The organism is Pseudomonas sp. PMCC200344 (genome assembly GCF_030053095.1).
In the GTDB taxonomy this organism is placed as follows: domain Bacteria; phylum Pseudomonadota; class Gammaproteobacteria; order Pseudomonadales; family Pseudomonadaceae; genus Aquipseudomonas; species Aquipseudomonas svalbardensis.
In genome coordinates this window covers 635,229-661,118 of the sequence record NZ_CP125618.1, presented here as the reverse complement: position 1 = coordinate 661,118, position 25,890 = coordinate 635,229, and the positions used below count along the sequence as shown (strand labels likewise).

25 protein-coding genes are annotated in these 25,890 nt (G+C 59.4%); 14 read left to right on the top strand and 11 right to left on the bottom strand.

Annotation, left to right across the window (positions count from 1 at the left end; all coding sequences use genetic code 11):
• Positions 1–93 precede the first annotated feature (93 nt).
• The 5 genes from ureA to ureC all read left to right on the top strand — a co-directional run bounded on the left by ureA (position 94) and on the right by ureC (position 3,639).
• Entirely contained in the window at positions 94–396 is a 303-nt protein-coding gene (gene ureA / locus QFW87_RS02940) for an urease subunit gamma (RefSeq protein ID WP_033055605.1), read from the top strand.
• A gap of 9 nt (positions 397–405) precedes the next feature.
• Positions 406–939, top strand: a complete 534-nt coding sequence (locus QFW87_RS02935) for an N-acetyltransferase family protein (RefSeq protein WP_283189769.1) — start codon at positions 406–408, stop codon at positions 937–939.
• A 6-nt stretch (positions 940–945) separates the two neighbouring features.
• The gene (locus QFW87_RS02930; RefSeq protein ID WP_283182761.1) at positions 946–1,479 is read left to right on the top strand and encodes a GNAT family N-acetyltransferase; all 534 of its coding nucleotides are present in this window, start codon (positions 946–948) and stop codon (positions 1,477–1,479) included.
• Positions 1,479–1,784, top strand: coding sequence for an urease subunit beta (locus tag QFW87_RS02925; RefSeq protein WP_030128285.1), 306 nt, complete (start codon positions 1,479–1,481; stop codon positions 1,782–1,784). Before QFW87_RS02930 ends, QFW87_RS02925 begins: the two co-directional genes overlap by 1 nt.
• Before the next feature lie 154 nt (positions 1,785–1,938).
• On the top strand, positions 1,939–3,639 hold the full coding sequence (gene ureC / locus QFW87_RS02920) for an urease subunit alpha (RefSeq protein ID WP_283182760.1): 1,701 nt from the start codon (positions 1,939–1,941) through the stop codon (positions 3,637–3,639).
• A gap of 4 nt (positions 3,640–3,643) precedes the next feature.
• Here ureC and QFW87_RS02915 read toward each other — a convergent pair whose 3' ends face one another.
• The 4 genes from QFW87_RS02915 to QFW87_RS02900 all read right to left on the bottom strand — a co-directional run bounded on the left by QFW87_RS02915 (position 3,644) and on the right by QFW87_RS02900 (position 10,839).
• On the bottom strand, positions 3,644–3,805 hold the full coding sequence (locus tag QFW87_RS02915; RefSeq protein ID WP_283182759.1) for a hypothetical protein: 162 nt from the start codon (positions 3,803–3,805) through the stop codon (positions 3,644–3,646).
• A 90-nt stretch (positions 3,806–3,895) separates the two neighbouring features.
• The gene (locus tag QFW87_RS02910; protein WP_283189768.1) at positions 3,896–9,001 is read right to left on the bottom strand and encodes an NEL-type E3 ubiquitin ligase domain-containing protein; all 5,106 of its coding nucleotides are present in this window, start codon (positions 8,999–9,001) and stop codon (positions 3,896–3,898) included.
• 561 nt (positions 9,002–9,562) lie between these two features.
• Entirely contained in the window at positions 9,563–9,868 is a 306-nt protein-coding gene (locus QFW87_RS02905) for a chaperone modulator CbpM (protein WP_283182757.1), read from the bottom strand.
• A 23-nt stretch (positions 9,869–9,891) separates the two neighbouring features.
• Positions 9,892–10,839, bottom strand: coding sequence for a DnaJ C-terminal domain-containing protein (locus tag QFW87_RS02900; protein ID WP_283189767.1), 948 nt, complete (start codon positions 10,837–10,839; stop codon positions 9,892–9,894).
• Positions 10,840–11,294: 455 nt separating this feature from the next.
• On the opposite strand from QFW87_RS02900, the gene QFW87_RS02895 reads away from it, so the two are divergent.
• Positions 11,295–12,569: an Hsp70 family protein gene (locus QFW87_RS02895; RefSeq protein WP_283189766.1), complete on the top strand. Its 1,275-nt coding sequence runs from the start codon at positions 11,295–11,297 to the stop codon at positions 12,567–12,569.
• Between the two features lie 124 nt (positions 12,570–12,693).
• Here QFW87_RS02895 and QFW87_RS02890 read toward each other — a convergent pair whose 3' ends face one another.
• The 3 genes from QFW87_RS02890 to QFW87_RS02880 all read right to left on the bottom strand — a co-directional run bounded on the left by QFW87_RS02890 (position 12,694) and on the right by QFW87_RS02880 (position 15,016).
• Complete coding sequence (locus QFW87_RS02890) at positions 12,694–13,707, bottom strand: hypothetical protein (protein ID WP_223433627.1); 1,014 nt, start codon at positions 13,705–13,707, stop codon at positions 12,694–12,696.
• A 144-nt stretch (positions 13,708–13,851) separates the two neighbouring features.
• Positions 13,852–14,157 carry a PsiF family protein gene (locus QFW87_RS02885; RefSeq protein WP_283182754.1) on the bottom strand — a complete coding sequence of 102 codons (306 nt, stop codon included), beginning with the start codon at positions 14,155–14,157 and terminating at the stop codon, positions 13,852–13,854.
• A gap of 64 nt (positions 14,158–14,221) precedes the next feature.
• Positions 14,222–15,016, bottom strand: coding sequence for a helix-turn-helix transcriptional regulator (locus tag QFW87_RS02880; RefSeq protein ID WP_283189765.1), 795 nt, complete (start codon positions 15,014–15,016; stop codon positions 14,222–14,224).
• A 96-nt stretch (positions 15,017–15,112) separates the two neighbouring features.
• Here QFW87_RS02880 and QFW87_RS02875 point away from each other — a divergent pair, with 96 nt between their 5' ends.
• Positions 15,113–16,000 carry a DMT family transporter gene (locus tag QFW87_RS02875; RefSeq protein ID WP_283189764.1) on the top strand — a complete coding sequence of 296 codons (888 nt, stop codon included), beginning with the start codon at positions 15,113–15,115 and terminating at the stop codon, positions 15,998–16,000.
• 104 nt (positions 16,001–16,104) lie between these two features.
• Here QFW87_RS02875 and QFW87_RS02870 read toward each other — a convergent pair whose 3' ends face one another.
• The 3 genes from QFW87_RS02870 to QFW87_RS02860 form a co-directional block, all read right to left on the bottom strand.
• Positions 16,105–16,995: a triacylglycerol lipase gene (locus QFW87_RS02870; RefSeq protein WP_283189763.1), complete on the bottom strand. Its 891-nt coding sequence runs from the start codon at positions 16,993–16,995 to the stop codon at positions 16,105–16,107.
• Between the two features lie 109 nt (positions 16,996–17,104).
• The gene (locus tag QFW87_RS02865) at positions 17,105–17,410 is read right to left on the bottom strand and encodes a multidrug efflux SMR transporter (RefSeq protein ID WP_008157366.1); all 306 of its coding nucleotides are present in this window, start codon (positions 17,408–17,410) and stop codon (positions 17,105–17,107) included.
• On the bottom strand, positions 17,411–18,049 hold the full coding sequence (locus QFW87_RS02860) for an NAD(P)H-dependent oxidoreductase (RefSeq protein WP_283182749.1): 639 nt from the start codon (positions 18,047–18,049) through the stop codon (positions 17,411–17,413). It abuts the gene before it with no gap.
• Between the two features lie 110 nt (positions 18,050–18,159).
• Here QFW87_RS02860 and QFW87_RS02855 point away from each other — a divergent pair, with 110 nt between their 5' ends.
• Positions 18,160–19,074, top strand: coding sequence for a LysR substrate-binding domain-containing protein (locus tag QFW87_RS02855; protein ID WP_283189762.1), 915 nt, complete (start codon positions 18,160–18,162; stop codon positions 19,072–19,074).
• 128 nt (positions 19,075–19,202) lie between these two features.
• On the top strand, positions 19,203–19,733 hold the full coding sequence (locus QFW87_RS02850) for a ferritin-like domain-containing protein (RefSeq protein WP_283182747.1): 531 nt from the start codon (positions 19,203–19,205) through the stop codon (positions 19,731–19,733).
• A 130-nt stretch (positions 19,734–19,863) separates the two neighbouring features.
• On the opposite strand, the gene QFW87_RS02845 is transcribed toward QFW87_RS02850, so the two are convergent.
• The gene (locus QFW87_RS02845; RefSeq protein ID WP_283189761.1) at positions 19,864–21,939 is read right to left on the bottom strand and encodes an AsmA family protein; all 2,076 of its coding nucleotides are present in this window, start codon (positions 21,937–21,939) and stop codon (positions 19,864–19,866) included.
• A 386-nt stretch (positions 21,940–22,325) separates the two neighbouring features.
• On the opposite strand from QFW87_RS02845, the gene QFW87_RS02840 reads away from it, so the two are divergent.
• The 5 genes from QFW87_RS02840 to ureG all read left to right on the top strand — a co-directional run bounded on the left by QFW87_RS02840 (position 22,326) and on the right by ureG (position 25,861).
• Positions 22,326–22,964 carry a hypothetical protein gene (locus tag QFW87_RS02840; protein ID WP_283189760.1) on the top strand — a complete coding sequence of 213 codons (639 nt, stop codon included), beginning with the start codon at positions 22,326–22,328 and terminating at the stop codon, positions 22,962–22,964.
• A gap of 156 nt (positions 22,965–23,120) precedes the next feature.
• A complete protein-coding gene (locus QFW87_RS02835) occupies positions 23,121–23,753 on the top strand; it encodes a TetR family transcriptional regulator (RefSeq protein WP_283182744.1) in 633 nt (210 codons plus the stop codon).
• 285 nt (positions 23,754–24,038) lie between these two features.
• Positions 24,039–24,539, top strand: a complete 501-nt coding sequence (gene ureE / locus QFW87_RS02830) for an urease accessory protein UreE (protein ID WP_283182743.1) — start codon at positions 24,039–24,041, stop codon at positions 24,537–24,539.
• Positions 24,536–25,210: an urease accessory protein UreF gene (locus QFW87_RS02825; RefSeq protein ID WP_283189759.1), complete on the top strand. Its 675-nt coding sequence runs from the start codon at positions 24,536–24,538 to the stop codon at positions 25,208–25,210. The genes ureE and QFW87_RS02825 overlap by 4 nt, the downstream gene beginning before the upstream one ends.
• Before the next feature lie 36 nt (positions 25,211–25,246).
• Positions 25,247–25,861 (top strand): urease accessory protein UreG, encoded by a 615-nt coding sequence (gene ureG / locus QFW87_RS02820; RefSeq protein WP_008157381.1) that lies wholly within the window; start codon positions 25,247–25,249, stop codon positions 25,859–25,861.
• The last annotated feature ends 29 nt before the right edge of the window (positions 25,862–25,890 follow it).

The following is a 25,890-nucleotide window of genomic DNA, read 5'->3' as shown; positions in this document are numbered from 1 at the left end:
TCCGGCGCATTCGCGAGCAGGCTCGCTCCCACAGGGGTTTTGTGTTTACAGATCCGAATACTCATTTTTATCTGCCCAGATGGATTCCAAACGATGGACCTGACCCCACGCGAAAAAGACAAGCTGCTGATCTTCACCGCCGGCCTCGTGGCCGAGCGACGTTTGGCGCGCGGCGTGAAACTCAACTACCCGGAAGCCATGGCCTACATTTCCGCCGCGCTGCTCGAAGGCGCGCGCGACGGCCGGACCGTGGCCGAGCTGATGCACTTCGGCACCACCCTGCTCAGCCGCGAACAAGTGATGGAAGGCATCCCGGAAATGATCCCGGAGATCCAGGTCGAAGCGACCTTTCCCGACGGCACCAAACTGGTCACCGTCCACCAACCGATCGCCTGAGGCCGCGCCATGACTTACCCCATCCGCGATGCAGCGCATGCCGACTTGCCGGCGATCCGCGACATCTACAACGACGCCGTGCTCAACACCACGGCCATCTGGAACGAACAGGCCGTGGATTTGGGTAACCGCCAGGCCTGGTTCAGCGCCCGGCAATCCCAGGGCTACCCGATTCTGGTGATCGTCGACGGCGACAACACGGTGCTGGGCTACGCTTCATTCGGTGACTGGCGGCCGTTCGACGGGTTCCGCCACACCGTCGAACATTCGGTTTACGTGCGCAGCGACCAGCGTGGCAATGGTCTCGGCCCGCAATTGATGATCGCGTTGATCGAGCGCGCCAAAGGCTGCGACAAACATGTGATGGTCGCCGCCATCGAAAGCGGTAACGCCGCTTCTATTCGCCTGCATGAACGAGCCGGTTTCGTGACGACCGGCCAGATGCCTCAGGTGGGCACCAAGTTCGGTCGCTGGCTCGACCTGACTTTTATGCAACTGACCCTCAATCCTGGCGCGGAGCCGCCGACCGCCAACAAGGAGTAATTGCCCATGAACGCCGCCCAACTGCGCCGCGTCAATGTTGAAAGCTTTGCGCACTATCGTCAGGGTTTGATTGATCTGCTGCTCGACGCCGTCGGCTATGGCGCCAGCGTCGGGTTCATGGCCAATCTGGACGCCACCCAGGCCCGAGCCTATTTCGATGATGTCCAGGAGAACCTGAACAAGGGCAACGTGCTGCTGTGGGTGGTGGTCAAGGACGAGCAAGTGCAGGCCAGTGTGCAACTGACCCTGTGCCAGAAAGCCAACGGCCTGAATCGCGCCGAAGTGCAAAAACTGCTGGTGCGTGAACATGCGCGTCGCCGGGGTCTGGGGCAGCAGTTGATGAGTGCGCTGGAAACGGCCGCCCTCCAGCACAAGCGCGGCATGCTCTACCTCGACACCGAGGCCGGCTCTCCCGCCGAAGACTTCTACAAGGCCCTGGGTTACACCCGCGCCGGCGAAATCCCCGACTTTGCCTGCGACCCGAGCGGCCGCTACAAACCGACCGCCCTCTACTACAAGATCCTCCAGGGAGCCCATTGATGATTCCCGGTGAATACCAGATCCAGCCCGGTGACATCGAACTCAACGTTGGCCGCCGCACCCTCAGCCTGAAGGTGGCCAACAGCGGCGACCGGCCGATTCAGGTTGGCTCGCACTATCATTTTTTCGAAACCAACGACGCCCTGACATTCGACCGCGCCGCCAGCCGCGGTATGCGCCTGAACATCCCCGCCGGCACCGCCGTGCGTTTCGAGCCGGGGCAGAGCCGCGAGGTCGAGTTGGTGGACCTGGCCGGGCATCGCCGGGTGTTCGGGTTTGCCGGGCGGATCATGGGGGATCTCTAAATATTCCGGCGTCTGCACCGGCCCCTTCGCGAGCAGGTCGAATCGTCGCACCGTCGCTCCCACAGGGGAATGCGATCAACTGTGGGAGCGAGCCTGCTCGCGAAAGTGAGCGCAGCGAACGATTTCAAATTCAATTGAATCTCAAGGCGAACGAATGAAGATTTCCCGTCAGGCCTACGCCGACATGTTCGGCCCCACCGTCGGTGACAAGGTCCGTCTGGCCGACACCGAACTGTGGATCGAAGTGGAAAAGGACTTCACCACCTACGGCGAAGAAGTGAAATTCGGCGGCGGCAAAGTCATCCGCGATGGTCAGGGTCAAAGCCAATTACTGGCCGCAGAAGTGGTCGACACCCTGATCACCAATGCACTGATCATCGACCACTGGGGCATCATCAAGGCCGACGTCGGCCTCAAGGACGGCCGCATCGCCGCCATCGGCAAGGCCGGCAACCCGGACATCCAGCCGAACGTGACCATCGCGGTCGGTGCCAGCACCGAAGTCATCGCCGGTGAAGGCATGATCCTCACCGCGGGCGGCATCGACACGCACATCCATTTCATCTGCCCACAGCAGATCGAAGAAGCATTGATGAGCGGCGTCACCACCATGATCGGCGGCGGCACCGGCCCGGCCACGGGCACCAATGCAACCACCTGCACGTCCGGACCGTGGCACCTGGCGCGCATGCTCCAGGCCGCCGATGCGTTCCCCATGAACATTGGCTTTACCGGCAAGGGCAACGCCAGTCTGCCGGAGCCGTTGATCGAGCAGGTCAAGGCCGGCGCCATCGGGCTGAAGTTGCACGAAGACTGGGGCACCACCCCGGCGAGCATCGACAACTGCCTGAACGTCGCCGACCAGTACGATGTACAAGTGGCGATCCACACCGACACGCTCAACGAGTCGGGATTCGTCGAAACCACCCTCGCCGCTTTCAAGGGCCGCACCATCCACACCTATCACACCGAAGGTGCGGGCGGCGGTCATGCCCCGGACATCATCAAGGCCTGCGGGTTTGCCAACGTGCTGCCGAGTTCCACCAACCCGACCCGGCCGTTCACCCGCAACACCATCGACGAACACCTCGACATGCTGATGGTCTGCCATCACCTGGACCCAAGCATTGCCGAAGACGTGGCCTTCGCCGAAAGCCGTATCCGCCGTGAAACCATCGCCGCCGAAGACATCCTTCACGACCTCGGCGCGTTCTCGATGATCAGCTCCGACAGCCAGGCCATGGGCCGCGTTGGCGAAGTGATTACGCGCACCTGGCAGACCGCCGACAAGATGAAAAAACAGCGCGGCCCATTGCCCGGTGACGGCGAAGGTAACGACAACTTCCGCGCCAAACGCTACATCGCCAAGTACACGATCAACCCGGCGATCACTCACGGCATCAGCCATGAAGTGGGCTCGGTCGAAGTGGGTAAATGGGCCGATCTGGTGCTCTGGCGTCCGGCGTTTTTCGGGGTCAAACCAACGCTGATCCTCAAGGGCGGCGCCATCGCGGCCAGCCTGATGGGCGATGCCAACGCGTCGATCCCAACACCGCAACCGGTGCACTACCGCCCGATGTTCGCCAGTTACGGCGGCTCGCTGCATGCCACCAGCCTGACCTTCATCAGCCAGGCGGCGCAGACGGCCGGTTTGCCCGAAGCCTTGGGCCTGAAGAAGAAAATCGCCGTGGTCAAAGGTTGCCGCGAGGTGCAGAAAACCGACCTGATACACAACGATTACCTGCCGAACATCGACGTCGATCCGCAGACTTATCAGGTAAAGGCTGACGGCGTTTTGCTGTGGTGTGAACCGGCGGATGTGCTGCCGATGGCTCAGCGCTATTTCCTGTTCTGACGCCTCAAGCGCACAAAAGCCCCGAGTGCACAATGCGGCACTCGGGCGAGGCCTTGATCCGCCAGTGCGGGATGGCATTTTTTATAATCTCGGTATTGGGTCCGTATTCTTCAGCGGTCAACGCCCGCGCATGATCGGCACCGTTGCTTCCTTGCAACGCAGTCATCAGATGTTCCTCATGTTCTTTTCAATGAGTTGCTCAGCACGCTCGATGCGAAGCACAACGGCTTCGCATCGAGGCTGAGACGTTCAGGTATCAGTTGCCCGGGGCAACCGTAAAAGGTATTTCAACCCGATTCAGTTTCGCCCGGTCCATGGCTTCCTGGGTCAGCTGCAACAGCAAGGCTTCACGCTCGGCCTTGATCGTTTCCAGCGCTTGGGCATAGGCCTCGTCGGTCATGATCTGGCCGGGGGCGAAGGCACTTTCCGGCTCACCAAGCTCAGCGGCCAGTACGCGGATTCGCTCTTTCAAACCAGCCTTTTCCTCCAGCGACAGAGTTGCGCTGTCCGCCCGTTCATCCAAAGCAACCTTGAACTCGGTGGTGGTAAAGGTCTTGCGATCAATCGCCCTGAAGCGCGAGCCATTCAAACGCTCGACGAAGGATTTCCAGAAAGGTTGCTCGGCAATCGAGTTACGCAGCAGGTCACCCTCCTCCAGCCCCAAAACCCGTTGATAGGCGCCCTCGATCATTTCGCTGGTGACGCCTGCGATCTTGCGAAACTGCATGCCGCGCGCCTGCCACGGCAGGTCCAGCCGCTGCGCCAGGTCCGTCATGAAGGCCAGGTGAACCTCCACCTCATCAATGGTACCTGTGACATTACGTGCGGCGTCCTCACGTCGGAATTGCTCACCCGCCGCCTCGCGCTCCACGATATGACGCTTGGCGATTCTCTCGACTTCATCCAGGCGCGACTTGCCCCTTGCCAGGCTCACCAGCTCAGCCTCGATCAAACCGTTATTGCCGAGCGCCAATGCTTCGTGGACCAGCACCTCCACACCCATGACGTTGAAAAGCTGTGTGGCGCCATCGACGCAGTTGGATCGCATGTTGGCCTCCCTGAAAAACTGCTCTCGTAATGGAGCGTTCTCAGCCATGGTGTCCAGCATTCGCCAGACCTTGGCCGTCAAATCGGCTCGATAGACCTTGCTGGCGGTGAAGTCGGCGGACTGGGTCAGGGCATTGATTTCTTCAAAAAAATCCGTTGAGTTGAATTCATCCTCAACCGCGTTCCAGACCTCTTGCTTGCTGACCCAATCACGTCGGGTCAATCCTTCCTCCCACTGGATGCTGGTGCGCACACCCATGGGAGGGTAAGGACGCTCAGGGTCCATGCCCACCGACCGAACATAGTCTTTGAGGCGTTCCAGATTTTCAGCTGATATCCACGCGGGCTCGCGACTGAGCCACGTGCGCCCCAACAGCTCTGCTCCCCACGTGCCCGGAGTAACCTGCGGAATGTCTGTCAACACGTTGTAACGCAGGTCCAGGAAAAAGTGCCTGAACCGTGGTCGGTCAAACAGTCCGGACGGCCACGTGGTGGCCCCTGTATTAGACAGCACCAGGGTATGCAAGTCAGGCATGCGACTGATGTTAGGTAATAACCCCAACGGGTTTTCACCCAGACGTAAACTGGTCAGCAGGGTACGGTTTTTGAGCATCTCGCGATCAAGGATGTTAAGCACAATCCGGTTGTGCGTGAGATCCAGGTCTGTCAGGTGTGGCATATGGGCGATGCTCGATGGCAGCGACGTCAATTTGTTCCGCGCAAGATCCAGTACGTGCACCTTGCGAAAGGGACGAAGAAAAGGTTGCTCGACATTCGATAGCCCGGTATTGCGTAACCACAGACGCGTGACGTGATCGAAGTTGGCCGCCAGTCGGGGCATACGATCGATGTGCATATGCAATTCAAAATTGCTCAGGTCCAGTGTCTGTCCAAGAACCCTCCCATTCGCATCCACGTGCCTTGGACCAGTACGCTGCCAACACTGCCTGATCTTTTTGGCGAGGGTATTCCTGGCTTCCACTTCGGCAAAGCCGCTGGGGCTCAAACGAAAATCCCGGGTCGGCCCGTTCACCCAGCGGGTCAGGGTTGAAACCATCTGGTTGAATTCGATTTCAAGCGCCTGGACCTCTAGCCCAACCGAGGTATTTCGCTGGCGCAAGGTCTCAATAAACGCATCGAGTTCTGTATCTGTGAGGGTTGGATAAAGGCTGCGTACGCGAAGCCGTGAATTCGACTCCCCGGAAACGCTTCGATAGCCGTCCATGCCTCCAGGCAGCTTCATCGTGTGCGGATCGTAAGTCGGCTTACGAATCGGATGTTCAAGCAACGTCGACGCGAACTGATCATGGCTCAGGGGTGAGCGCTGTACATCAAACTTGAGCCGTGCGCCTTCGTGAATGCCATAGCCCAACGCGTTGCGTTGCGCATCCGGCAGGGCGTGCAAGACCGAAGCATAGAACTCATCGGTGCCGTGCAAATGCCGATCATCCGCGTCCCGCGTCTGGTAGCGCCCGTCTTCCTCAAGAATCAGCACCTTGCGGATCTGCGCATTTTCCGGCCCCACGCTGGCGTGCAGCTTCCCGGCAAACCCCAGTTCGCGAATTTCGATCCGCACCTCATCGGACCATCCTGGCAGGCCGGCCAGGGAGTCCAGTTCGAGCCTGCGCGAGTCGGCACTGGCCAGCTCCTCAAGATAGAGGCCCTCATACGCACGGTTCAATCGCACCCGGTCACGCACCGCCCGGGCCTGTTGACGCAAACGCAGCGAGAGGCGCTGTTTTTCGCTCAGGTGTCGCAAATCGGCCGGCTCGGCATGCTCCAGCAGTTCCAGCGCAACGCTGGCCGGCAACTCTGGAACGTCACTGAGCACTCGTTGCACACGAGGGTCGCTGGAAACATCGCGGCCTTTGTAAAGTGCATCGAATACGGTTTTCTTGTGCTTCCCTGCCTGCACGACCAACTGCTTGCGCAGCGCATCAATACGCTCAGGGGTACCCACCACGACGTCTTCGCCGAGCAGGTCGCGAATCTCGGTTTCGTTCAGCGATTCAATGACTCGCTCGGGCAGCTTTCCGGCAGCCACTTCGGAACGACTGACCTTGATCGTCATCGGCTCAGATGCCGTTGCATTGCCGTGTTTGACGGAGGTCCCGGAACGATCCGACGCCTCGAAAACTTCCAACGCCCGGTTCTCGGGCCAGCGCGGCAGTTCAACCGTGACCTCTGGCACAAAGCCGATCATCGTCTCTGGAATCTGGTTAGCCTCGATGTGCTGCGAAAATCGCTCTGCATCGGCATAGGTATTGAAGCGCAAGAAGGTATCGCGCAGCAGCGCGGGCGGTGTTTCATGCTCGACGTGCAACCGGCGCAGCAGACTTTCGTCTACCCCGCTCACGTGTTGAATCATGCCTAACGTCTGCGCAGAGTATCCGTCAAGCGTGGTGTCCATGCGTTGCATCAACCGTTTCGCTTCCCACTCCAGCGGTCGCTCGGTCTCGACCTTCCAGGCACCGGCCTTGTTGTGCTCCACCACTGGTTTGTAGGCCGTGCGGCGCTGCGGATGTTCCAGTCGATACTGCCCCTTCACCGGGTCCTGGCTCACCTGATAGTTTTTTTCCTCCAGCCGTAGCCACTGCTTGCCGCCCTGTTCAATCAGGCCGATGTCGTTGGGCACGGCGTTGGCCGGCAGCACCACCGGGTGCGCGTAAGGCCCGACGTCGGGTTTCCACAGGCGGGTCTTGCCACCGGGCAGTTCCACCGGTTGCAGGCTGTCGATCAACGCGCTGGGCTTGACCGCTGCGACGGCTCCCCGAGGCAGCACGTGCCCGGCGCCCATCAGCGCCAATTGGGCAAAGTTGATCAGTACCCCATTGATGTGCGCCCCGGCCTCCTCCCGGTCGCCCTTGCTCCAGTCCTCGATGCCCTCCACCAGCTCATCGGCGATCTGCGCGACCATCACCCCCAACAGGACTTCCCCCAGGCCGGGGATCAACATCCCGACAAAGTTGAACACGTTCCAGCCAATGTCCAGATAGCTGGTCAGGCGCTTCCAGCGCGTGGTGGCATCCTCATCGCCGGTCGGCACCGCGATCACGCGCGCATCGGCGATGGCTTTATTGCGTTTGTCGACATACAACCATTGCCACAAGTCCCCGGCAATCAGGTTGGTGATGGGCTCTGCGGTCGGGTTCTCGACTGCGGTTTCCCGCCACCAGGGCCCCATGTCCAACGGCTCGCGTTGTTGCCAGACAACACGCGTCAGCCGCTCTTTGACCCGGGCGAAGAATTTGCCCTTGTCCTTTTGCGCCACGAAGCGACTGAAAAATTCCTGATACTGCGTATCGCGCAGTTGGCCAAGCAGCTCTTTCATGAAGTCGGCGAGCGAGTTGTACTCTTTCAGCGGGTGCAGCGGATCGTCCGGCACGTAGGCAATGACCGGTCCGTCCAGATGACTTTGCTGATAGATATCTTCGCGGCGCAGCATGTCCTCATGCACGCCGGCAGGGCCGTTGGCCAGGAACGACTGCAACAGTTTGTACTTGTCGTAGTAACTACCCGTCAGCGCCGGCATGCGTTGCGACCAGTCGCTCCAGAACTTCAGACCGTCAGGCGTCAATTCGTCGACCAACGACTTGACCCTGGACGGCTGGCTCACCGCACTGAACAACACGATGCCGTGCAACGCGAAACCCATCAGTGAGAGCCGATGCCGGTGCAGTGGCTGACCATGAAAGTTGATATCGCTTTTGCCATCACGCACCTGTTGAAGTTTGCCGTAGGCATAGTCGCTGATATCTTTTTTCAAATAAGCCATCAACGCGTCCAAATTAAAGGACGCTTTCTGCGCGGCCAGCGCATGCTCTTCCAATAGCTGCCTGGCCTTTGGATCAGCCGGCAACAGAATGCTTTTTATATGGGTTTGATACTGTGCCCCCACGTCCAGCCGCCGACACAGCGTGGCGATTTTTTTGGTCGTCATTGTTGCTTCAAGTTTCAACTCTCCTTTGAAGTTCCTCGAATACACACCGGAACCGGTCCTGAAATGATCTTCAGCGATTTCCGGCTCTTCGAAGTTATGCAAGGCCGCCTCCAGCAGCGTGGATTCGCGCAGATAGCTGGCGCCACGGTCGATACCGAAGAGAATCTTGTCTGGCACATACAGCTTCACCGTCAGTTGGCTGACGTCGACACGGGTGCTGAAATTCGACCTGATGAGCGTGGACAGCAAGGGTTTGGCGAACGCCTGAATGTCCTGTTGCAGGTTTTTCAGCGGGCCATCGACCTTCGCTTGCAAGCGCCAGCGCTCCTCGACCAGTTCCTTGAGGTGTTGCCGATTGAGGCTCGACGCGTTCATGTACCAATCGGGAAAAATTGTATTTAAATCATTTAAACCGTCCAGTGATAACAGTCGGCTCACCGGCGCTTCTGTTATGGCGCGGGGCAGTACCTGGACAATACGTTCGTGGTGAGGACCTTTATGTGCAACTGGATTAAGCGGACCTTGCCCAACACTTTCCAACCCTTTTAATTCAGACATTATGTAACAACCAAAGTAACGATAGGAGTGATCAGCTTAAGCGGCACCCCCTGAAATAAAAGACTAAAAAACTGCTGGACCGACGGCCATTCAATAGCGTGATCGTTCAACTATTAAAGAGTTGAACATATATAAATAACACCCGTTGGTCTTATGCTCTTGCCGCACGCTGTTTTACCGACGGGTCATGGCGTTATCAAACAAGTGGTATCAGGCACGATCGAGGTCAGCTCCAGCGAGACCGAAGGCACGACGTTTAGTGTGGTGTTGCCGAGAGTGTCGCGGGTGGTTTTGTAGCCGATGATGTTCAGCAGCACCGCATTGTGGTGAGGGGCTTGTCGGAACGCCGCATATCGAGTGTTTATCCCTATATTTTGGCTACTCGACGATCAACCGAGCCAACCGCTGCTTGAGCATGCGGTTCTCGGCCCGCAGTTGCTGGACCTCTTCCAGCAGGTCCAGCGCCAGGGCGACGCCTGCCCACTCCAGCTCCAGATCGTGACGCAGCTTGGCGGCACGCTTGGCCAGCGCCAGCTCATAATCGTTGAAACGCCAATCCTTGGGCAGTGCGCCCTGAGGTTCGAGGATGCCGTGTTCGACGATTTCGATCACGTAGACGTCCGACAGGTCGGTCGCCTCACAGAATTCTGCCATGTCCAGTTGAACGATCAGGGGGTTGCTCATGATGGGCTACTCCGTCTCTGGGATCAGAAGTGTTCTCTGGGGTTGAAAGCCGCTTTTTTCGCCAGTTCCTGCCACAACGCCTTGACCTCGTCGTCCGAGGTTTTAGGCATGACTGCCTTGAGCTGTACAAACAGATAACCGCGATGACCGGCCTTGTTCAGCAAACCGTGGCCCTTGGCGCGCATGCGCTGGCCATTCTGACTGCCGGCCGGAATCTTGAGGTTGATCTTGCCTGTCAGTGTAGGCACTGCCACCTCAGTACCTAATGCCAACTCCCACGGAGCCAGCGGCAAGGTAATGATCAGGTTTTCGCCTTCGACATCGAACTTGGGGTGCGGCGCAAAGCGAATGATCAAGAACAAGTCGCCATTGGCCCCGCCACCAGTGCCCGGTGCACCCTGGCCCTTGAGGCGGATGCGCTCGCCGTCGGCCACGCCGGCCGGGATCTTCACGTTCAGGCTTTTGCTGGTGTTGCTGACATGCTGGCCGGCAGCGTTGTACTGCGGCACCTGGAAGGTGACCTTCTTCGATTCGTTCGAAAGGGCTTCTTCCAGAAAAATCCCGAGTTCCATTTCCACGTCTTGCCCTCGACGCCCGGCGCTTCGGCCCGGCTGTCCACCACCAAAACCAGGACCACGGTTGCCGAAAATCGAACTGAAGAAGTCCGAAAAATCGCCTGTGTCCTGACCACCGCCGAATCCGCCTGCGCCACGACCCTGCCAACCCGGCGGGCCCTGGAACGGTTGGCCGTGCTGGCCGTATTTGCGCAAGTCGTCGTATTCGGCGCGCTTGTCGGCGCTTTTCAGCGCTTCATAGGCTTCCGAGGCGTCTTTGAATTTGGACTCGGCGTCCTTTTCCTTGCTGACGTCCGGGTGATACTTGCGCGCTAGTTTGCGATAGGCGGCCTTGATCGTCTTATCGTCCGCGGTCGGTTCCACACCGAGAATCTTGTAATAGTCTTTGAAGTCCATCTAAGGATCACCATCCGTTATCGATATCGCGCCACCACCGGCAGCATGCGCTTATTGGCAGCCGCGAGGTTGACCGATCTCTAGTGTCCTGCCTCGCAAATACGTTCCTCTTTTGACGAGTGGCTGTTGCTGCCAGGCAAGGCGCCGCGATGAGTCATAGCCCGCTATGGCGAGGAGCGGCAACGCAGCATGGCAGAAACAGACGCCGTCAAAAAGGAACAGTATTTGCGAGGCAGGACACTATTGTGACCGGGTAGCGCATCAGAAGTTTATCGGCAGCGGTGGGCAGTTCTTGCGACCGCCGAATGGCTGCCAGGGTCGATGCAGACAAGTTTGGGGCATCGGGCCAGCTTATCAAGGCGCTATTCGTGGTGATTTAGCAGATAGTCGGCCTTCGAATCTGCGCCGCACTGACATACACTGCGCGGCCGTTTTTTAACCGGAACTCGAAAGACATGAAAAACGCATCTCCAGCCCGTGCCTGTGGTATCGACTTCGGCACGTCCAACTCCACCGTCGGCTGGCTGCGCCCCGGCATGGAAACGCTGATCGCGCTGGAGGACGACAAGATCACCCTGCCTTCGGTGGTCTTCTTCAACATGGAAGAACGCCGCCCGGTGTACGGCCGGCTGGCGCTGCACGAGTACCTGGAAGGCTATGAAGGCCGGCTGATGCGCTCGCTCAAGAGCCTGTTGGGCTCCAAGCTGATCAAGCACGACACCAGCGTCCTCGGCACGGCGATGCCGTTCAAGGACCTGCTCGGACTGTTTATCGGCCAGCTGAAGAAGCGCGCCGAAACCGCCGCCGGTCGCGAGTTCGAGGAAGTGGTACTGGGTCGTCCGGTGTTCTTCGTCGACGACGATGAAATGGCCGACCAGGAAGCCGAAAACACCCTGGTGGGCGTGGCCCGCGCCATCGGTTTCAAGGACGTGTCGTTCCAGTACGAACCGATCGCGGCGGCCTTCGACTATGAGTCGACCATCGAAAAAGAAGAGCTGGTACTGATCGTCGACATCGGCGGTGGTACGTCGGACTTCTCGCTGGTGCGCCTGTCCCCTGAACGCCGTACTCACGACAACCGTCACGATGACATCCTCGCCACCGGCGGCGTGCACATTGGCGGGACCGATTTCGACAAGCAACTGAGCCTGCAAGGCCTGATGCCGCTGTTCGGCTATGGCAGCCGGATGAAGAGCGGCGCTTACATGCCGACCAGCCACCACATGAACCTGGCGACCTGGCACACCATCAACTCGGTGTACTCGCAAAAGTCGAGCCTGGCGCTGGGCAGCATGCGCTACGACATCGAAGACACCGGCGGCATCGATCGCCTGTTCAAGCTGATCGACCAGCGCGCCGGCCACTGGCTGGCCATGGAAGTGGAAGAAACCAAGATCCAGCTCACCCACGCCGACAGCCGCCATGTGCCGCTGGACCGCATCGAACCGGGTTTGAGCGTGGAGTTGAGCCGGGCACTGTTCGAATCGGCCATCGACAACTTGCTGGAGCGCGTGCGCAACAGCGTGACCCAGTTGCTGAACGACGCCAACGTGCGGGTCGATCAGGTGGACACGGTGTTCTTCACCGGCGGTTCGAGCGGGATTCCGGCACTGCGCAACAGCGTCTCGGCGATGTTGCCGAACGCGCAGCATGTGGAAGGGAATATCTTCGGTAGCATCGGCAGTGGCTTGGCGATTGAAGCGATGAAGCGCTACGGTTCGATGGACTGATCCGAAACCGAGTTGTGCCCATCGCCGGCAAGCCGGTCTCGCTCCCACAGGGGATCACATTCCAATGTGGGAGCGAGACCGGCTTGCCGGCGATGGGGCCTTGTCAGACACTACAAATGCCTGATCAAACCATCCCCACCTGCTTCAACTCACTCTTCAGATACGCGTAGTAAATCGGCCCTGCCACCACCCCCGGCAGGCCGAACGCGGCCTCGAACACCAGCATCGCCAGTAGCAACTCCCACGACTTGGCACTGATCTGCCCGCCGACAATGCGCGCGTTGAGGAAGTATTCGAGCTTGTGGATAACAATCAGGTAACCCAGCGCCGCCACGGCCACCCAGATCGACAGCGACAAACCGACGATGGTGATCAGGGTGTTCGACATCAGGTTGCCGATCACCGGCAGCAGGCCGAGCAGGAACGTCAGTACGATCAGGGTTTTGGTCAGCGGCAGCTTGATCCCGAACATCGGCAGGACCACCGCCAGGAAAATCCCGGTGAAGAAGGTGTTGAGCAGGGAAATCTTGATCTGGGCGAACACGATGTTGCGAAACGCCTGGACCAGCAGATGCAAGCGGTCGAACAGCGCGGCGGCCAAGGGCTTGCGCTTGGTCACGTCCGGCACGCGCTGCAAGGCAATGATCGCCCCCAGCACCATGCCGATCAGCAGCGTCACAAACATGTGCGCCGCGTCCTTGCCCACCAACTGCAAGTCGCTGAGGTGCTTGCTCACCCACTCGCCAATCGCCACACGGAACTCGGCGGCGCTGGCGGGCAGATAGGCGTCGATGAACGGCGGCAGTTGCCCGCGCGCCCGATCAACCACAACCATGAATTTGTCGAGAGAAGCGCCGGGGTTTTCCGCTTCATGCAGCAGAAAGCTGAAGGCACCGGCAAAGATCAGCGTCAACACACTGACCACTAGCGTCCCCAACAACGCCACCGCCAGCCATCGCGCACGCCGACCTTCGATCAGGCGCTGCAATTGCGGGGTGAGCATGTTGACCAGTTCGAACACCAGCAGCCCGGCCAACAGACTGGGCAGCAATCGCAGCGGGATCACCAGCAACAAACCACCAAAGATGATGACCCAACTGATTGACAACAAGACTTGGCGTTGAGAAAACGTTGGCATACAGCCTCAAAACGAACGGCGTAAAAGGATTGGCAGTCTGCCAGCGTTCCGATGCCAGCACTAGGGATTGTGTAGGTCGACCTTAGTGGGGGCGCTGGCGACTTTTTTCAGTGCCTTTCCCGCCCCCACACCCAAGCATGTTGTTTATTTTTTCTTCAGGCAATCGCTCATGAAGGTTTTGCGCGCGTCGCCCTTGAGCGCCTGAGTGGCGGCATCGGCGTTGCAGGTTTTCATTTTTTCTTGCTGAGGAGTCAGGGGTTTGGCGGCATCGGCGGCGGGTGCAGCTTTGAGGCAATTGCTCATGAAGGCTTTGCGTTCGTCTCCCTTGAGGGTTTTCGCGGTAGCGTCAGCATTGCAGGTGGTCATCTTGTTCTGTTGCTCGGTGGCGGCAAAGCTTTGGGCGCAGAGCAGCAAACCGATGATCAACAAAGGGACACGCAACATCTTCATGGAGTTTTCTCCTTGTTGCCGCACCGACGAGCACGGCCTCGCTCTGGAGTGTAGACAACACCTGTTACACCTTCCGGGTCTCAAGGTGACTGCGTCGATACTGTTCCGGCGTGCACTCCGCCTGGCGTTGAAACATCGCGATAAACGCTGAACCGGTGCTGTAGCCCATGTCGAACGCGATCTCCTGGATGCTGCGGTGGCTGTCCAGCGCTTCGATCGCCGCCAGAAACCGCAACCGCTGCCGCCACTCACCAAAACTCATGCCCAACTCACGCACGAACCGCCGCGCCAGGGTGCGTTCGCTGACATGGATCTGCGCGGCCCATTCCGCCAAGGGCCGGTTATCACCGGGCTCGGCCTGCAAGGCTTCGAGTATCGCGAGCAAGCCGGGGCTGCTGGCGTAGGGCAAATAACACTCATGCACCGGCGCCTGCTGCAGCTGATCTACCAACACCTGAGCCAGACGTTTGTCGGCTTCGTGCTCGGGAATCTTCATATCCCGGGCGGCAAAGTCTTTGAGGATCGCTTTGAGGATGTCGCTGATGGCCAGGGTGCAGGCCTGTTGCGGCAGGTCGTGGCACATCATCGGCGCCAGGCAGACCGCGCGATAGTTGATTGGCTGATGGCTATAGAAGCTGTGCTCGGTCTGCGGCGGCACCCACACCGCATATTGCGGCGGTGACATGAAGCGGCTGCCACCGATTTCCATGTGCAATACGCCGTGGGCCGAATACTCCAGCGTGCCCCATGGATGACGGTGCGCCGAGGCATAACGATGCGCATCAAAGTCGGCATAACGGAAGTACACCGGGGCAGGCAGTTCGCTGAAGTCGAGCAAATCGATGTGTTTACTATTCATGCTGTCCGTCATCAGGGGCAGGCTGTCTGTATCGAAGTATAGGCTTGTATCCAGACAGGCGATAATCCCCCCTCATTAACGCTCTGGTTTTCTCTGATGCAATACGCTTATCCCCTGCTGGCCATTTTCATCTGGGCCGGCAACACCGTAATCACCAAAATGTCGGCCGGGGCGATCTTCCCCGCCGAGATCGGCTTTTATCGCTGGCTGCTTGCCGGACTGCTGTTCACACCCTTCATGCTCAAACCGGTGATCGCCCATTGGCCAGCGATCCGCCCGAACCTGGGCAAGATCGTTGTGCTCGGCGTGCTCGGCATGGCTGTTTACCAAAGCCTGGCGTACTTCGCAGCGAGCCTGACCTCGGCCACCAACATGGGCATCATCCTGTCGCTGATGCCACTGATGTCGCTGGCCATGGCGATCATTAGCCTCGGCCAGCGCCTGACCATCGGCGCACTGGCCGGTGCGGTGCTGTCGCTCGCGGGGGTTTTGGTGGTCGTCTCCTCCGGCAGCCTTGGCGCGTTGCTCGAACACGGGGTGAACCTGGGTGACGCAATGATGCTGATCGCCACCCTGGCCTACGCGATCTACAGCACGCTATTGAAAAAGTGGCAGCTGCGTTTGCCGCCGCTGGTGTTGCTGTATTTGCAGGTATGGGTGGCGGTGGTGGTGCTGTTTCCGCTGTTCCTCGCCTCACCGAAGATCGGCCCGACGCTGCAGAACATTCCGCTGGTGCTTTACGCCTGCCTGCTGGCCTCGATGGTTGCGCCGCTGGCGTGGATGCAGGCCGTGATCCGCCTGGGGCCGAGCCGGACTACGCTGTTTTTCAATCTGCTGCCGCTGATTACTGCGCTGATTGCGGCGGTGGTGCTGCATGAACAGTTGGCGATGTATCACCTGGTCGGTGGGGTGTTGACGCTGGGTGGGGTGATTCTTTCGGAGCGCTGGACCACAGTTCTAGGCCTTAAGGTCAGTGTTGCCTGATCTGACGCTATCGCGAGCAAGCTCGCTCCCACATTTTGGAATGCATGCCCCTGTGGGAGCGAGCCGGCTCCGGGCGGCGTTCCGACGATGAACGATAATGCGGTCTAAACCCCGGCAGCTTTCAGCCGCGCAGCATGCTCGACAAACAACCGGACCGGCTCCGCGCCCTTGCCCACCAAACCCAACGACTGATTGACGATATCGAAGTGATCCATCGGATACTCGTCACCAATCACTGTCCCCAGATGCGAGCTGTAACGCCCGACCATCCCGTCGCAATGCCCGACCTCCCGAACGAAGGTTCTGGCAAATAACCGACAACTGCGGTTGGTCCCGTCAAACAGATTTCGCCCGCGGTCGGTCTTGCCCGGTTGCAAGGTCCCGGACCATGAGTAATACCGCACGCCGTTGACCTCTTCCGGCCCATGCCCGCCCCAGGTTTCAGGCAAACCCTGTGGATAACGCTGGTTGAACAGCGCCACGCCTTCCGTCGTCAGTGAATGATGGGAGGCATGGATATCCACCGGCAATTTCGGCCCGCGATAACCGGTTTCAAGCAGGCTCATCAGCGCACTGATCCAGCGCAGCAAAACGCTGAGCAAACGCCCCTTGGCGCTGTCTCCCGGATAGTGTTCGTGCAGGTAATCCGCCAGCTCCGAACCGTGATTGGGGCCTGCCACCGACGTCACCGACGCCACCCGATCCGGGCGTTTGGCGGCGGCGTAACGGGCGGTGAGCGAGCCTTGGCTATGGCCGATCAGGTTGACCTTCTCGGCCCCGGTTTCGCGCAGAATCTCCTCGATCCGCGCCAGTAACTGCTCGCCACGTACTTCGTTTGAATTGAGCGGCGAGACCTGCACCGCAATCACCGTCGCCCCACCCCGACGCAACGCCGAGATGATCCCGTACCAGTACGGATAGAGCAGCAGACGGATAAACCCGAGCATTCCCGGGACCAGCACCAACGGGTAACGCGTGGCGGAACCTTGCGACATGGGCGAACTTCCTTGTGATCGGTGAGGTGACGCAAGGCTGAATGCAAGACATCAGCCAAGCATCGGCATCGAAGATGACAACTCGACGACCAGTCTATGACATCCCACCCTACTTCAGCCCCACCACCCCCGCCACGATCAATCCGACCGACACCAGTTTGACCGCCGTCAGGCTTTCGCCGAGCAGCGCAAAGCCAAGAAACACCGTGCCCAGTGAGCCGATGGCGGTCCAGATCGGGTAAGCGATGCTCACCGGCAACTCGCGCATGGCCAGGGTCAGGAAGTAGATCCCGCCCACCGCGGCCACCACGGTGATCATCGACGGCCAGAGCCGGGTGAAGCCTTCGGCGTACTTCATGCCCATGGCAAAGGTGACTTCGAAGCCGGCGGCGATCAGCAAAAACAGCCAGGCCATCTAGAACTCCTTGGCCAGCGCCCGCAAACGCTGCTCGGCCTCGGCGGCGGAGATCTGGAAGGTGCGCGCCTCGGATTCTTCGCCTTCGGCGGCCACGACCGTGATGTCGGTAATGCCGATGAACCCCAATGCCGTTCGCAATAACGGATCGGCATGGTTCATCGCCTCAAGTTCTCCACCGGGCCCGAAACCGAACCCACCGCGACTGGTGACGATCAACGCCTTTTTGCCCTGCACCAGCGGCTCGTACTGAGCGACGCCATTGTCCAGGGTGTGATTGAAGGTCAACCCGAGTCGCACAATCTGATCGATCCAGGCCTTGAGGCCGCTGGGCACGCTGAAGTTGTGCATCGGTGTGGATATCACCAATAAATCGTGACCGAGCAACTCGCCTACCAGTTCATCGCTGAACGCCAGGTCGGCCTGCATCGACAGCGGCCGCGCATCGGGTTCGGGGTAAAACGCGGCGGCCACAAAAGCCTCGTTGACCGGCGGAATCAACGCTCGGCCGACTTCGCGACGGGTCAGGTGCGACTGAGGATTGGCCGCCTGCCAGGCTGAAAGAAAAACCTCTGCCAGGCGCCGGGAGTGAGAACGGTCGCCACGGGGGCTGGCATGCACGGCAAGAATTGTGCTCATCTGAATCTCCTGAAGGACTAAACTCAATCTGCTTGTGGCTTGCAGCTTGAAGCTCCTAGCCGCCCCTCTTCAAATGAGCAAAAATCAGTCTGGATGAATTTACTTCATCCATGGAGTTTTCAATGTTTGCCTCGCTGCCTCTGACCGCCCTGCGCGCCTTTGAATCCGCCTCGCGCCTGCTGAGCTTCAAGGCTGCCGCCGAAGAACTCTCGGTCACGCCGACGGCGGTTTCCCATCAAATCCGTTCGCTGGAGACCTGGCTCGGTGTGCCGTTATTCGAGCGGTTGCCACGGCAAGTTCGCCTGACGGACTGCGGTGAACGGCTGTTCCACAGCTTGCACGGTGCCTTGCTGGAAGTGGCGCAAAGTGTCGATACACTGCGCCCGCAACGCAGCGGCGCAAGCCTGACGATCTCCACCACCGCCGCTTTCGCTGCGTTATGGCTGGTGCCCCGGCTGGGCCGGTTCTACGCCCGGCACCCGAACATCAGCCTGCGGCTCGATACCCATTGCGAAGTCATCGATTTGCATCAGGACGCCAGCGTCGATCTGGTGCTGCGCTACAGCCTCGATGATTACCCGAACCTGTATGGCCTGTGTCTGTTCGACGAATCCTTCGGTGTCTATGGCTCGCCCGAGCAAGTCGCCCTGGCCGCCAGTCGAGCGCCGACGCTGATCAGCGTGCGCTGGCACAACTCAAAGCTGTACGCCCATGGCTGGGAGGCCTGGTGCGCGCAGTCCGGCGAGACCTGGCTTGCGGGGCAGCCAGCGGTCCGTGAATACGACGAGGAACATTACGCCCTGCAAGCGGCGATTGCCGGGCAAGGCCTGGTGTTGGCGAGCAATATTCTGGTGTCCGAGAGCGTGGCCAGTGGTTTGCTGGTGGCGTATCGGGGCGAAATCCAGGTTGATGGCGCCGGATACAGCGCCCTCTGCGTGCCGGGACGTGAACGACACCCGCCGGTCCGGGCGTTTTTTGCCTGGCTGCGCGAGGAGGCGCTGCTGTCCGGGCATGCGCTGGCGTGATTGCTTTGAGCAACGCTGGTGAATGGCAAATTACATAAAACTTTTCGCCGCGCTCATCACTCACACCCTAGGTAGCGATCACTTCTATAGAAGGTGACGCAAACCGGATTAGCCTCCAGGAGATTGAGATGAGCGACATGCAATTGTCCGATGTAACCACCCTTCGCGAACGTGCCCGCAAGAACGTCGAGAACGGTGCGGTGACCGAAAGCTACAGCGCCAACCGTGAAGAAGTGCTGCGCCTGCTCAACGAATCGCTGGCCACCGAACTGGTCTGCGTGTTGCGTTACAAGCGCCACTACTTTATGGCCAGCGGCCTGAAAGCCCAGGTCGCCGCCGACGAATTCCTCGAACACGCGACCCAGGAAGCCCAACACGCCGATCGTCTGGCCGAGCGTATCGTGCAACTGGGCGGTGAGCCGGAGTTCAACCCTGACTTGCTGTCGAAAAACTCCCACGCGCAATACGTGGCCGGCAATTCACTTAAAGAGATGGTCTACGAAGACCTGGTCGCTGAGCGAATTGCCATCGACAGCTATCGCGAGATCATTCAGTACGTCGGCGAGAAAGACCCGACCACACGGCGCATCTTCGAAGACATCCTGGCCCAGGAAGAAGAGCATGCCGATGACATGGCCGACCTTCTGAAAGATCTGTAGCGCCTGTTAAACCGCTTTCGCGGGCAGGTCGGGCGCCGCATCGCTCGCTGCTACAGGGGATCACCTAGTCTGTAGGAGCGAGGCTTGGTCTGGGCGGCATTCCGACGAAGGCGTCCTCATAGCCAACCGTTTACTTTGTGGGTTTGACGGTGACTGGCGCCTTGCCGGCCTTCATCTGCTCCAGCAACGGCGCGCACTGATTCGGTTCGCCACCGCTCGGCGCCACCAGCGCCAGCAACCCCGCCGCCGGTGCGGCAATGACGCCCAACGCCACCATCCCGGCCCCGCGCAGTATCAGCGGCACAGCCTTCACACCTGCATCAGGCTTGATGAACTTGCCCCGCACGTACAGCGGCGAACGCAGCGATATCAACCGCCAGCCCTTGGATTCCGGGGTGATGGTCAGGTTCAGTTGCTCAGTCGCCATGTTGGCCGTGCCATCGATGTAGATGATCGCGTTTTCGGTATCGAAGACGAACAGGCGCGTGGTCGCCAGTCCGGTCTTGATGTCGAAGTCGGCGGCAGCGCAGTTGATCTTCACTTCCTTGTCGCCAAAGATCTTGCTGACCACATAGTTGCCGACGTTGAGCCCGGCCAGCTCCATCAACTCGCGACTGATAGCGCCATCGTTAATCAGCATCTTCAGATTGCCATTGGCGGTTCCCAGCAGCTTGGCCACCGAGTTGCCACGACCGGTGATGTTGGCATCGCCATTGAGCTCGCCGAAACTGGTTTTCATCGGTTCAAAGGTCGGGAACAGCTGCTTGAGTTTGAATTTGCGCGCGGTGAGTTTGGCCTTGCCTTCCAATGGTTCGGTTCGGCCATTGAGGCGAATCTGAGCATCGAGATTGCCACCGGCTACGCCGAAGCGCAGGGGCTCAAGGCTGAGCACGCCGTCAGTGAGTATCAGGTGGGTGTAGAGATCCTTGAACGGCAGTTTTTCGCTGTGGACGATGCGCTTGCCAGTGAACTCGACGTCAGCGTCCATATCGCGCCAGCGTTCGGTTTTAAACTCTTCGACCGGCAATACCTTGTCCGCCGGCTGCTTGCTTTCACCGCCACGGGCCTTTTGTTTGGTGTTGGAATCGGCACCGATCAGCGGGGCCAGGTCGGCAAACAGCAGTTGATTGGAAACCAGCGATCCGCTCAGCTTCGGGCGCGGCTGACTGGCGACATAGGCCAGGCTGCCATGGATGTCGCTCTGACCGATCTTGCCGTTGAATTCTTCGTAACGGAACACTGCACCATCCGCTTCATTCAGCTTGGCGATCAAGTGGCCGTCAGTCTCGTACGGCGGTGTATCCGGCAGGGTCACGCCGGTCAGCGGGTAGAGATTGCCCAGGCTGGTGCCGGCCAGTTTCAGGCGCAAGTCCATGGCGCCGAGGTTCAGTGGATCGGTGAGGGTGCCGGCAAGTTCGACGCGGGTGTCAGCGATCTTCATTTGTGCCTGAAGCGGGAACGGTCTGGCCGCGTCCTGCAACGCCAGCAGGCCGCCGATTTTGCCTTCGCCCGCGAGTTTCTGGCCGTGGTATTGGCCTTTGACCTTCAGCGCGAATGCGTAATCCTGCGGCGCAGCGCCCTTCTCCGACGCGGTTTTCGCCGCTTTTTCACCGACGATGTCACTGAACGGAATCGGTTTGCCCAGCGGGTCGATGATCAAGTCGAGCTGAGTCTTCAGGTTCTGGTCGTCGAGGGTGACGTGGCCTTTGTCGAAGCCGATCGCACCGATGTCCACCACCCAGCTTGAAGGCTCGGCGTTCGGGTCTTTGGGGTCGAATTTGAAGGTCCAGTTGGCGCGACCATCGGCCAGGCGCTGGAGGTCGGCATTCGGCTCGATCAGGTCAATACGCGGGATCACCACGCGTCGAGCCAACAAGGCTAAGGGCGAGATGCGCAACTCGACGCGTTTGAGGGTGACCATCTGCGGCTTCTTCGACCAGTCCGGGTTGCCCAGGCTCAGGTCCTCCGCCACGACATGCGGCCACGGCACCCACGCGCGCCAGCCGCCCTCATCGGGTTCCTGCTGCCAGACCACCGCGAGGTTGCCGTTGATGGCGAACGGGCGGTGCAGCTCTTCGGAAATTTTGGCGTTAAGCGGTGGTTTGATCCGGTTCCAATCGAAGAACGCGATGATCAGAACCAGTACGGCCAGCAAGACAACAAGGCTGGCGAGGCTCCAGGTAACAACTTTACGAGTGCGCGTCATTGCACAGGGCTCCTGATACGACTGAGCGCCCTGACTGCGACGCACGTTTGAAACGTTAGGACAGAACCGGCCTGCCATGGAGTCTAGGACTGGGAAATGGCGCGCAGGTTTAACCGAAATACCGCTTAACGCTCAAATAATCGGTCGGCGACAGGATACCCCTCAATCCAGCGTTACCGGACCCGCACTTTTGCAAGGCGCAAGTGAGTCGAAAATACCCATCTCAGCGCAAAAGCGTCCGCCGGAAACGCCCGATTTAGAGCCGTTTCACGGAACAATCAATTCCGTTGATTATTACCATTGCGTTTATGAACTTTTATATCGACTTATCGAGAGTAGCATTGCCCTCGTACCCACTTTATCGCCCTCCTACGGAGCACCCAATCATGAAACGCCAATTACTGTTTAGCCTTACCCTCTCGATGCTGGCCAGCACAGCTTTCGCCCTGCCGGCTGCTGACCAGGCAACCCCACAAGTCAAATCCACCCACTCGGTGTTCAGCCAAACCGTCGCAGCCGATGGCTCCGACCGCACTCCACAAGGCCAGACCCTTGCCGAAGGTGGCAATGATCGCCTGAAGGAAAAAGGCCTGATCACCCAGGATGGTTCGGACCGTACGCCACAAGGTCAAACCCTGGCTGCTGATGGTTCCGATCGCACTCCACAAGGTCAAACCCTGGCTGCTGATGGTTCCGATCGCACTCCACAAGGTCAAACCCTGGCTGCTGATGGTTCCGATCGCACTCCACAAGGTCAAACCCTGGCTGCTGATGGTTCCGATCGCACTCCACAAGGTCAAACCCTGGCTGCTGATGGTTCCGATCGCACTCCACAAGGTCAAACCCTGGCTGCTGATGGTTCCGATCGCACTCCACAAGGTCAAACCCTGGCTGCTGATGGTTCCGATCGCACTCCACAAGGTCAAACCCTGGCTGCTGATGGTTCCGATCGCACTCCACAAGGTCAAACCCTGGCCGAAGGTGGTGGTGACCGTGTCATCGAACGCAACAGCGCTTTGAGCTGAGCCGATGGCGGCCCTGAAAAAAAGCCCAATCTCCGGATTGGGCTTTTGACGTTATAGATGCCTCACTTCCCCGCTTGATCCCCCGATAGTCGTTCGACGCCGGTAAAGCCGATTTGCTAGAGTGCGCCGCTGTCTTATCCAGAAAATACCCTTGCGATGCTGCCCCGCGCCGAACAGAAACAACAGACCCGCAACGCCCTGATGGACGCTGCCCGCCACTTGATGGAATGCGGCCGAGGATTCGGCAGCCTGAGCCTGCGCGAAGTCGCCAGAACCGCCGGGATTGTGCCCACCGGTTTCTACCGGCATTTCTCCGATATGGATGAACTGGGCCTGGTGCTGGTGAGTGAAGTCGGTCAGACCTTCCGCGAAACCATTCGCTTGGTGCGCCACAACGAGTTCGTCATGGGCGGCATCATTGACGCCTCGGTGCGGATCTTTCTCGACGTGGTTACGGCCAATCGCTCGCAGTTCCTGTTTCTGGCCCGCGAGCAGTACGGCGGTTCGCTGCCAGTGCGCCAGGCCATCGGCCGTTTGCGCGAAGACATCAGCTCGGACCTGGCGGCCGACTTGTCCTTGATGCCGAAACTGCAACACCTGGACATCGCCGGCCTGAGTGTCATGGCTGATCTGATTGTTAAAAGCGTGTTCGCGACCTTGCCGGACATCATTGATCCGCCGGCGCAGGCGCTGCCCGAGCATCTGACGCCGCAGGCAAAAATCACTCAGCAGTTGCGCTTTATCTTTATTGGCCTCAAACACTGGCAAGGCTTGGGCAGCACCGAGTAACCCTGTGGGAGCGAGCTTGCTCCGGGCGGCGTTCCGACGATAGCGTCAGTGCAATCAACACTTCATGCGACGGATACACCGCCATCATCGCGAGCAAGCTCGCTCCCACAAAAAACAATCAACGCATCAATTCGGTGCAACTCAAACATCCACGCACCACTCCCGCTCAAAATTCTGCGACATCCAGAAATGACCACCAAGCTCCGACAGGCATTTCCCACGCATCACCCGATTGGCAAGCCCCTTGCTCTAGCCTAAGCATTGTCCATTGCTGGAAGCCTTCCGATGCTGGTGATTCATCGCAGAATCGACCCTCAACCCGTCTGGGCCGCCGAGTTGCACCTGATCTTCGAAGCCCGGAGCAAAAGCCGTTTGCGCTGTTTCAGTGCCGAGGGTGAGGACGTCGGATTGTTTTTGGAGCGCGGTCAGCCGCCCCTGTATGACGGCGAGTGCCTGCAAGCCGAAGACGGGCGCATCGTCCGCGTCTGCGCCCGGGCCGAACAACTGCTGCACGTCACCTGCGCCAATGCTTTCGAACTGACTCGCGCCGCCTATCACCTCGGCAACCGCCACGTCGCCCTGCAAGTTGGCGACGGCTGGTTACGCCTGCTCGACGACTACGTGCTCAAGGCCATGCTCGAACAGCTTGATGCCAAGGTCGAGAACATTGAAGCGCCGTTCCAGCCGGAACACGGCGCCTATGGCGGCGGCCATCACCATTCGCGCCACGGCGATGAAGACTTCAACTACCCGCCGAAACTGCACCAGTTCGGCGTGCGGCTATGAACCCAGCCTGGGCGCTGTTGCGCCTGGCCAGTCCGCAGTTGCCGATTGGCGGTTACAGCTATTCCCAAGGCCTGGAAATGGCGGTGGATAACGGTCGGGTGAATGGTCCTGACAGCGCCCGTCGCTGGATCAGTGATCAGTTGCTGCTGAACCTGGCGCGTTTCGAAGCGCCGTTGCTGCTCGCCCATTGTGTGGCCGCGGCAGAAGAAAACTGGGCCGAACTGCTGCAACGCTGCGAAGAACATCGCGCCAGCCGGGAAACTCGCGAGCTGCATCAGGAGAGCCGGCAGATGGGCTATTCGTTGCAGCAACTGCTCAACGGTTTGCCTGAGCTTGATGCTCCGGCCCGCGCCTTTCTTGAACAACGTCCCGAACCGCACCTGGCCCTCGGCTGGGCACTGGCCGCTCGCGCCTGGACGATCAGCCCGCAGGACGCGCTGGCGGCGTGGCTCTGGAGTTGGCTAGAAAACCAACTGGCGGTGCTGATGAAAACCCTGCCGCTGGGCCAGCAAGCCGCTCAACGCCTGACCAGCCAATTGCTGCCGCTGCTGCAAGAGGCCCAACAGAACGCCACTCGAATCAGCCCCGAACACTATGGCAGCGCCGCTTTCGGCCTGTCCCTGGCGTGCATGGCCCATGAGCGCCAGTACAGCCGTCTGTTCCGTTCCTAGGGCCTTTATTTTGGGCCTGTTATTTTGGAGAAGCACATGAACACACAACCTCTGCGCGTCGGCATCGGCGGCCCGGTCGGTTCCGGCAAAACCGCTTTGACTTTGGCCCTGTGCCTGGCGCTGCGCGACCGCTACAACCTGGCGGTGGTCACCAACGACATCTACACCCGTGAAGACGCCGACTTTCTGGTGCGCAACGAGGCCCTGGCGCCGGAGCGGATCATCGGCGTGGAAACCGGTGGCTGCCCGCACACGGCGATCCGCGAAGACGCTTCGATCAACCTCGAAGCCGTGGACCAACTGAACCGCCGCTTTCCGGGGCTGGACCTGATCCTTGTGGAATCCGGTGGCGACAACCTGTCTGCCACCTTCAGCCCAGAGCTGTCCGACCTGACCATTTATGTGATCGACGTCTCGGCCGGCGACAAACTGCCGCGCAAGGGCGGCCCGGGAATCTGCAAATCGGATCTGCTGGTGATCAACAAAATCGACCTCGCGCCATTGGTGGGTGCGTCGCTGGAACTGATGGACAGCGACACCAAGCGCATGCGCAACGGCAAGCCGTTCGTTTTCAGCAACCAGAAAACCGGCCTCGGCCTGGAAGAAATCATCGCCTTCATCGAACGCCAAGGCCTGCTGACAGCGGCGTGAACACGACCAACTTTTATCAACAAGGAAGC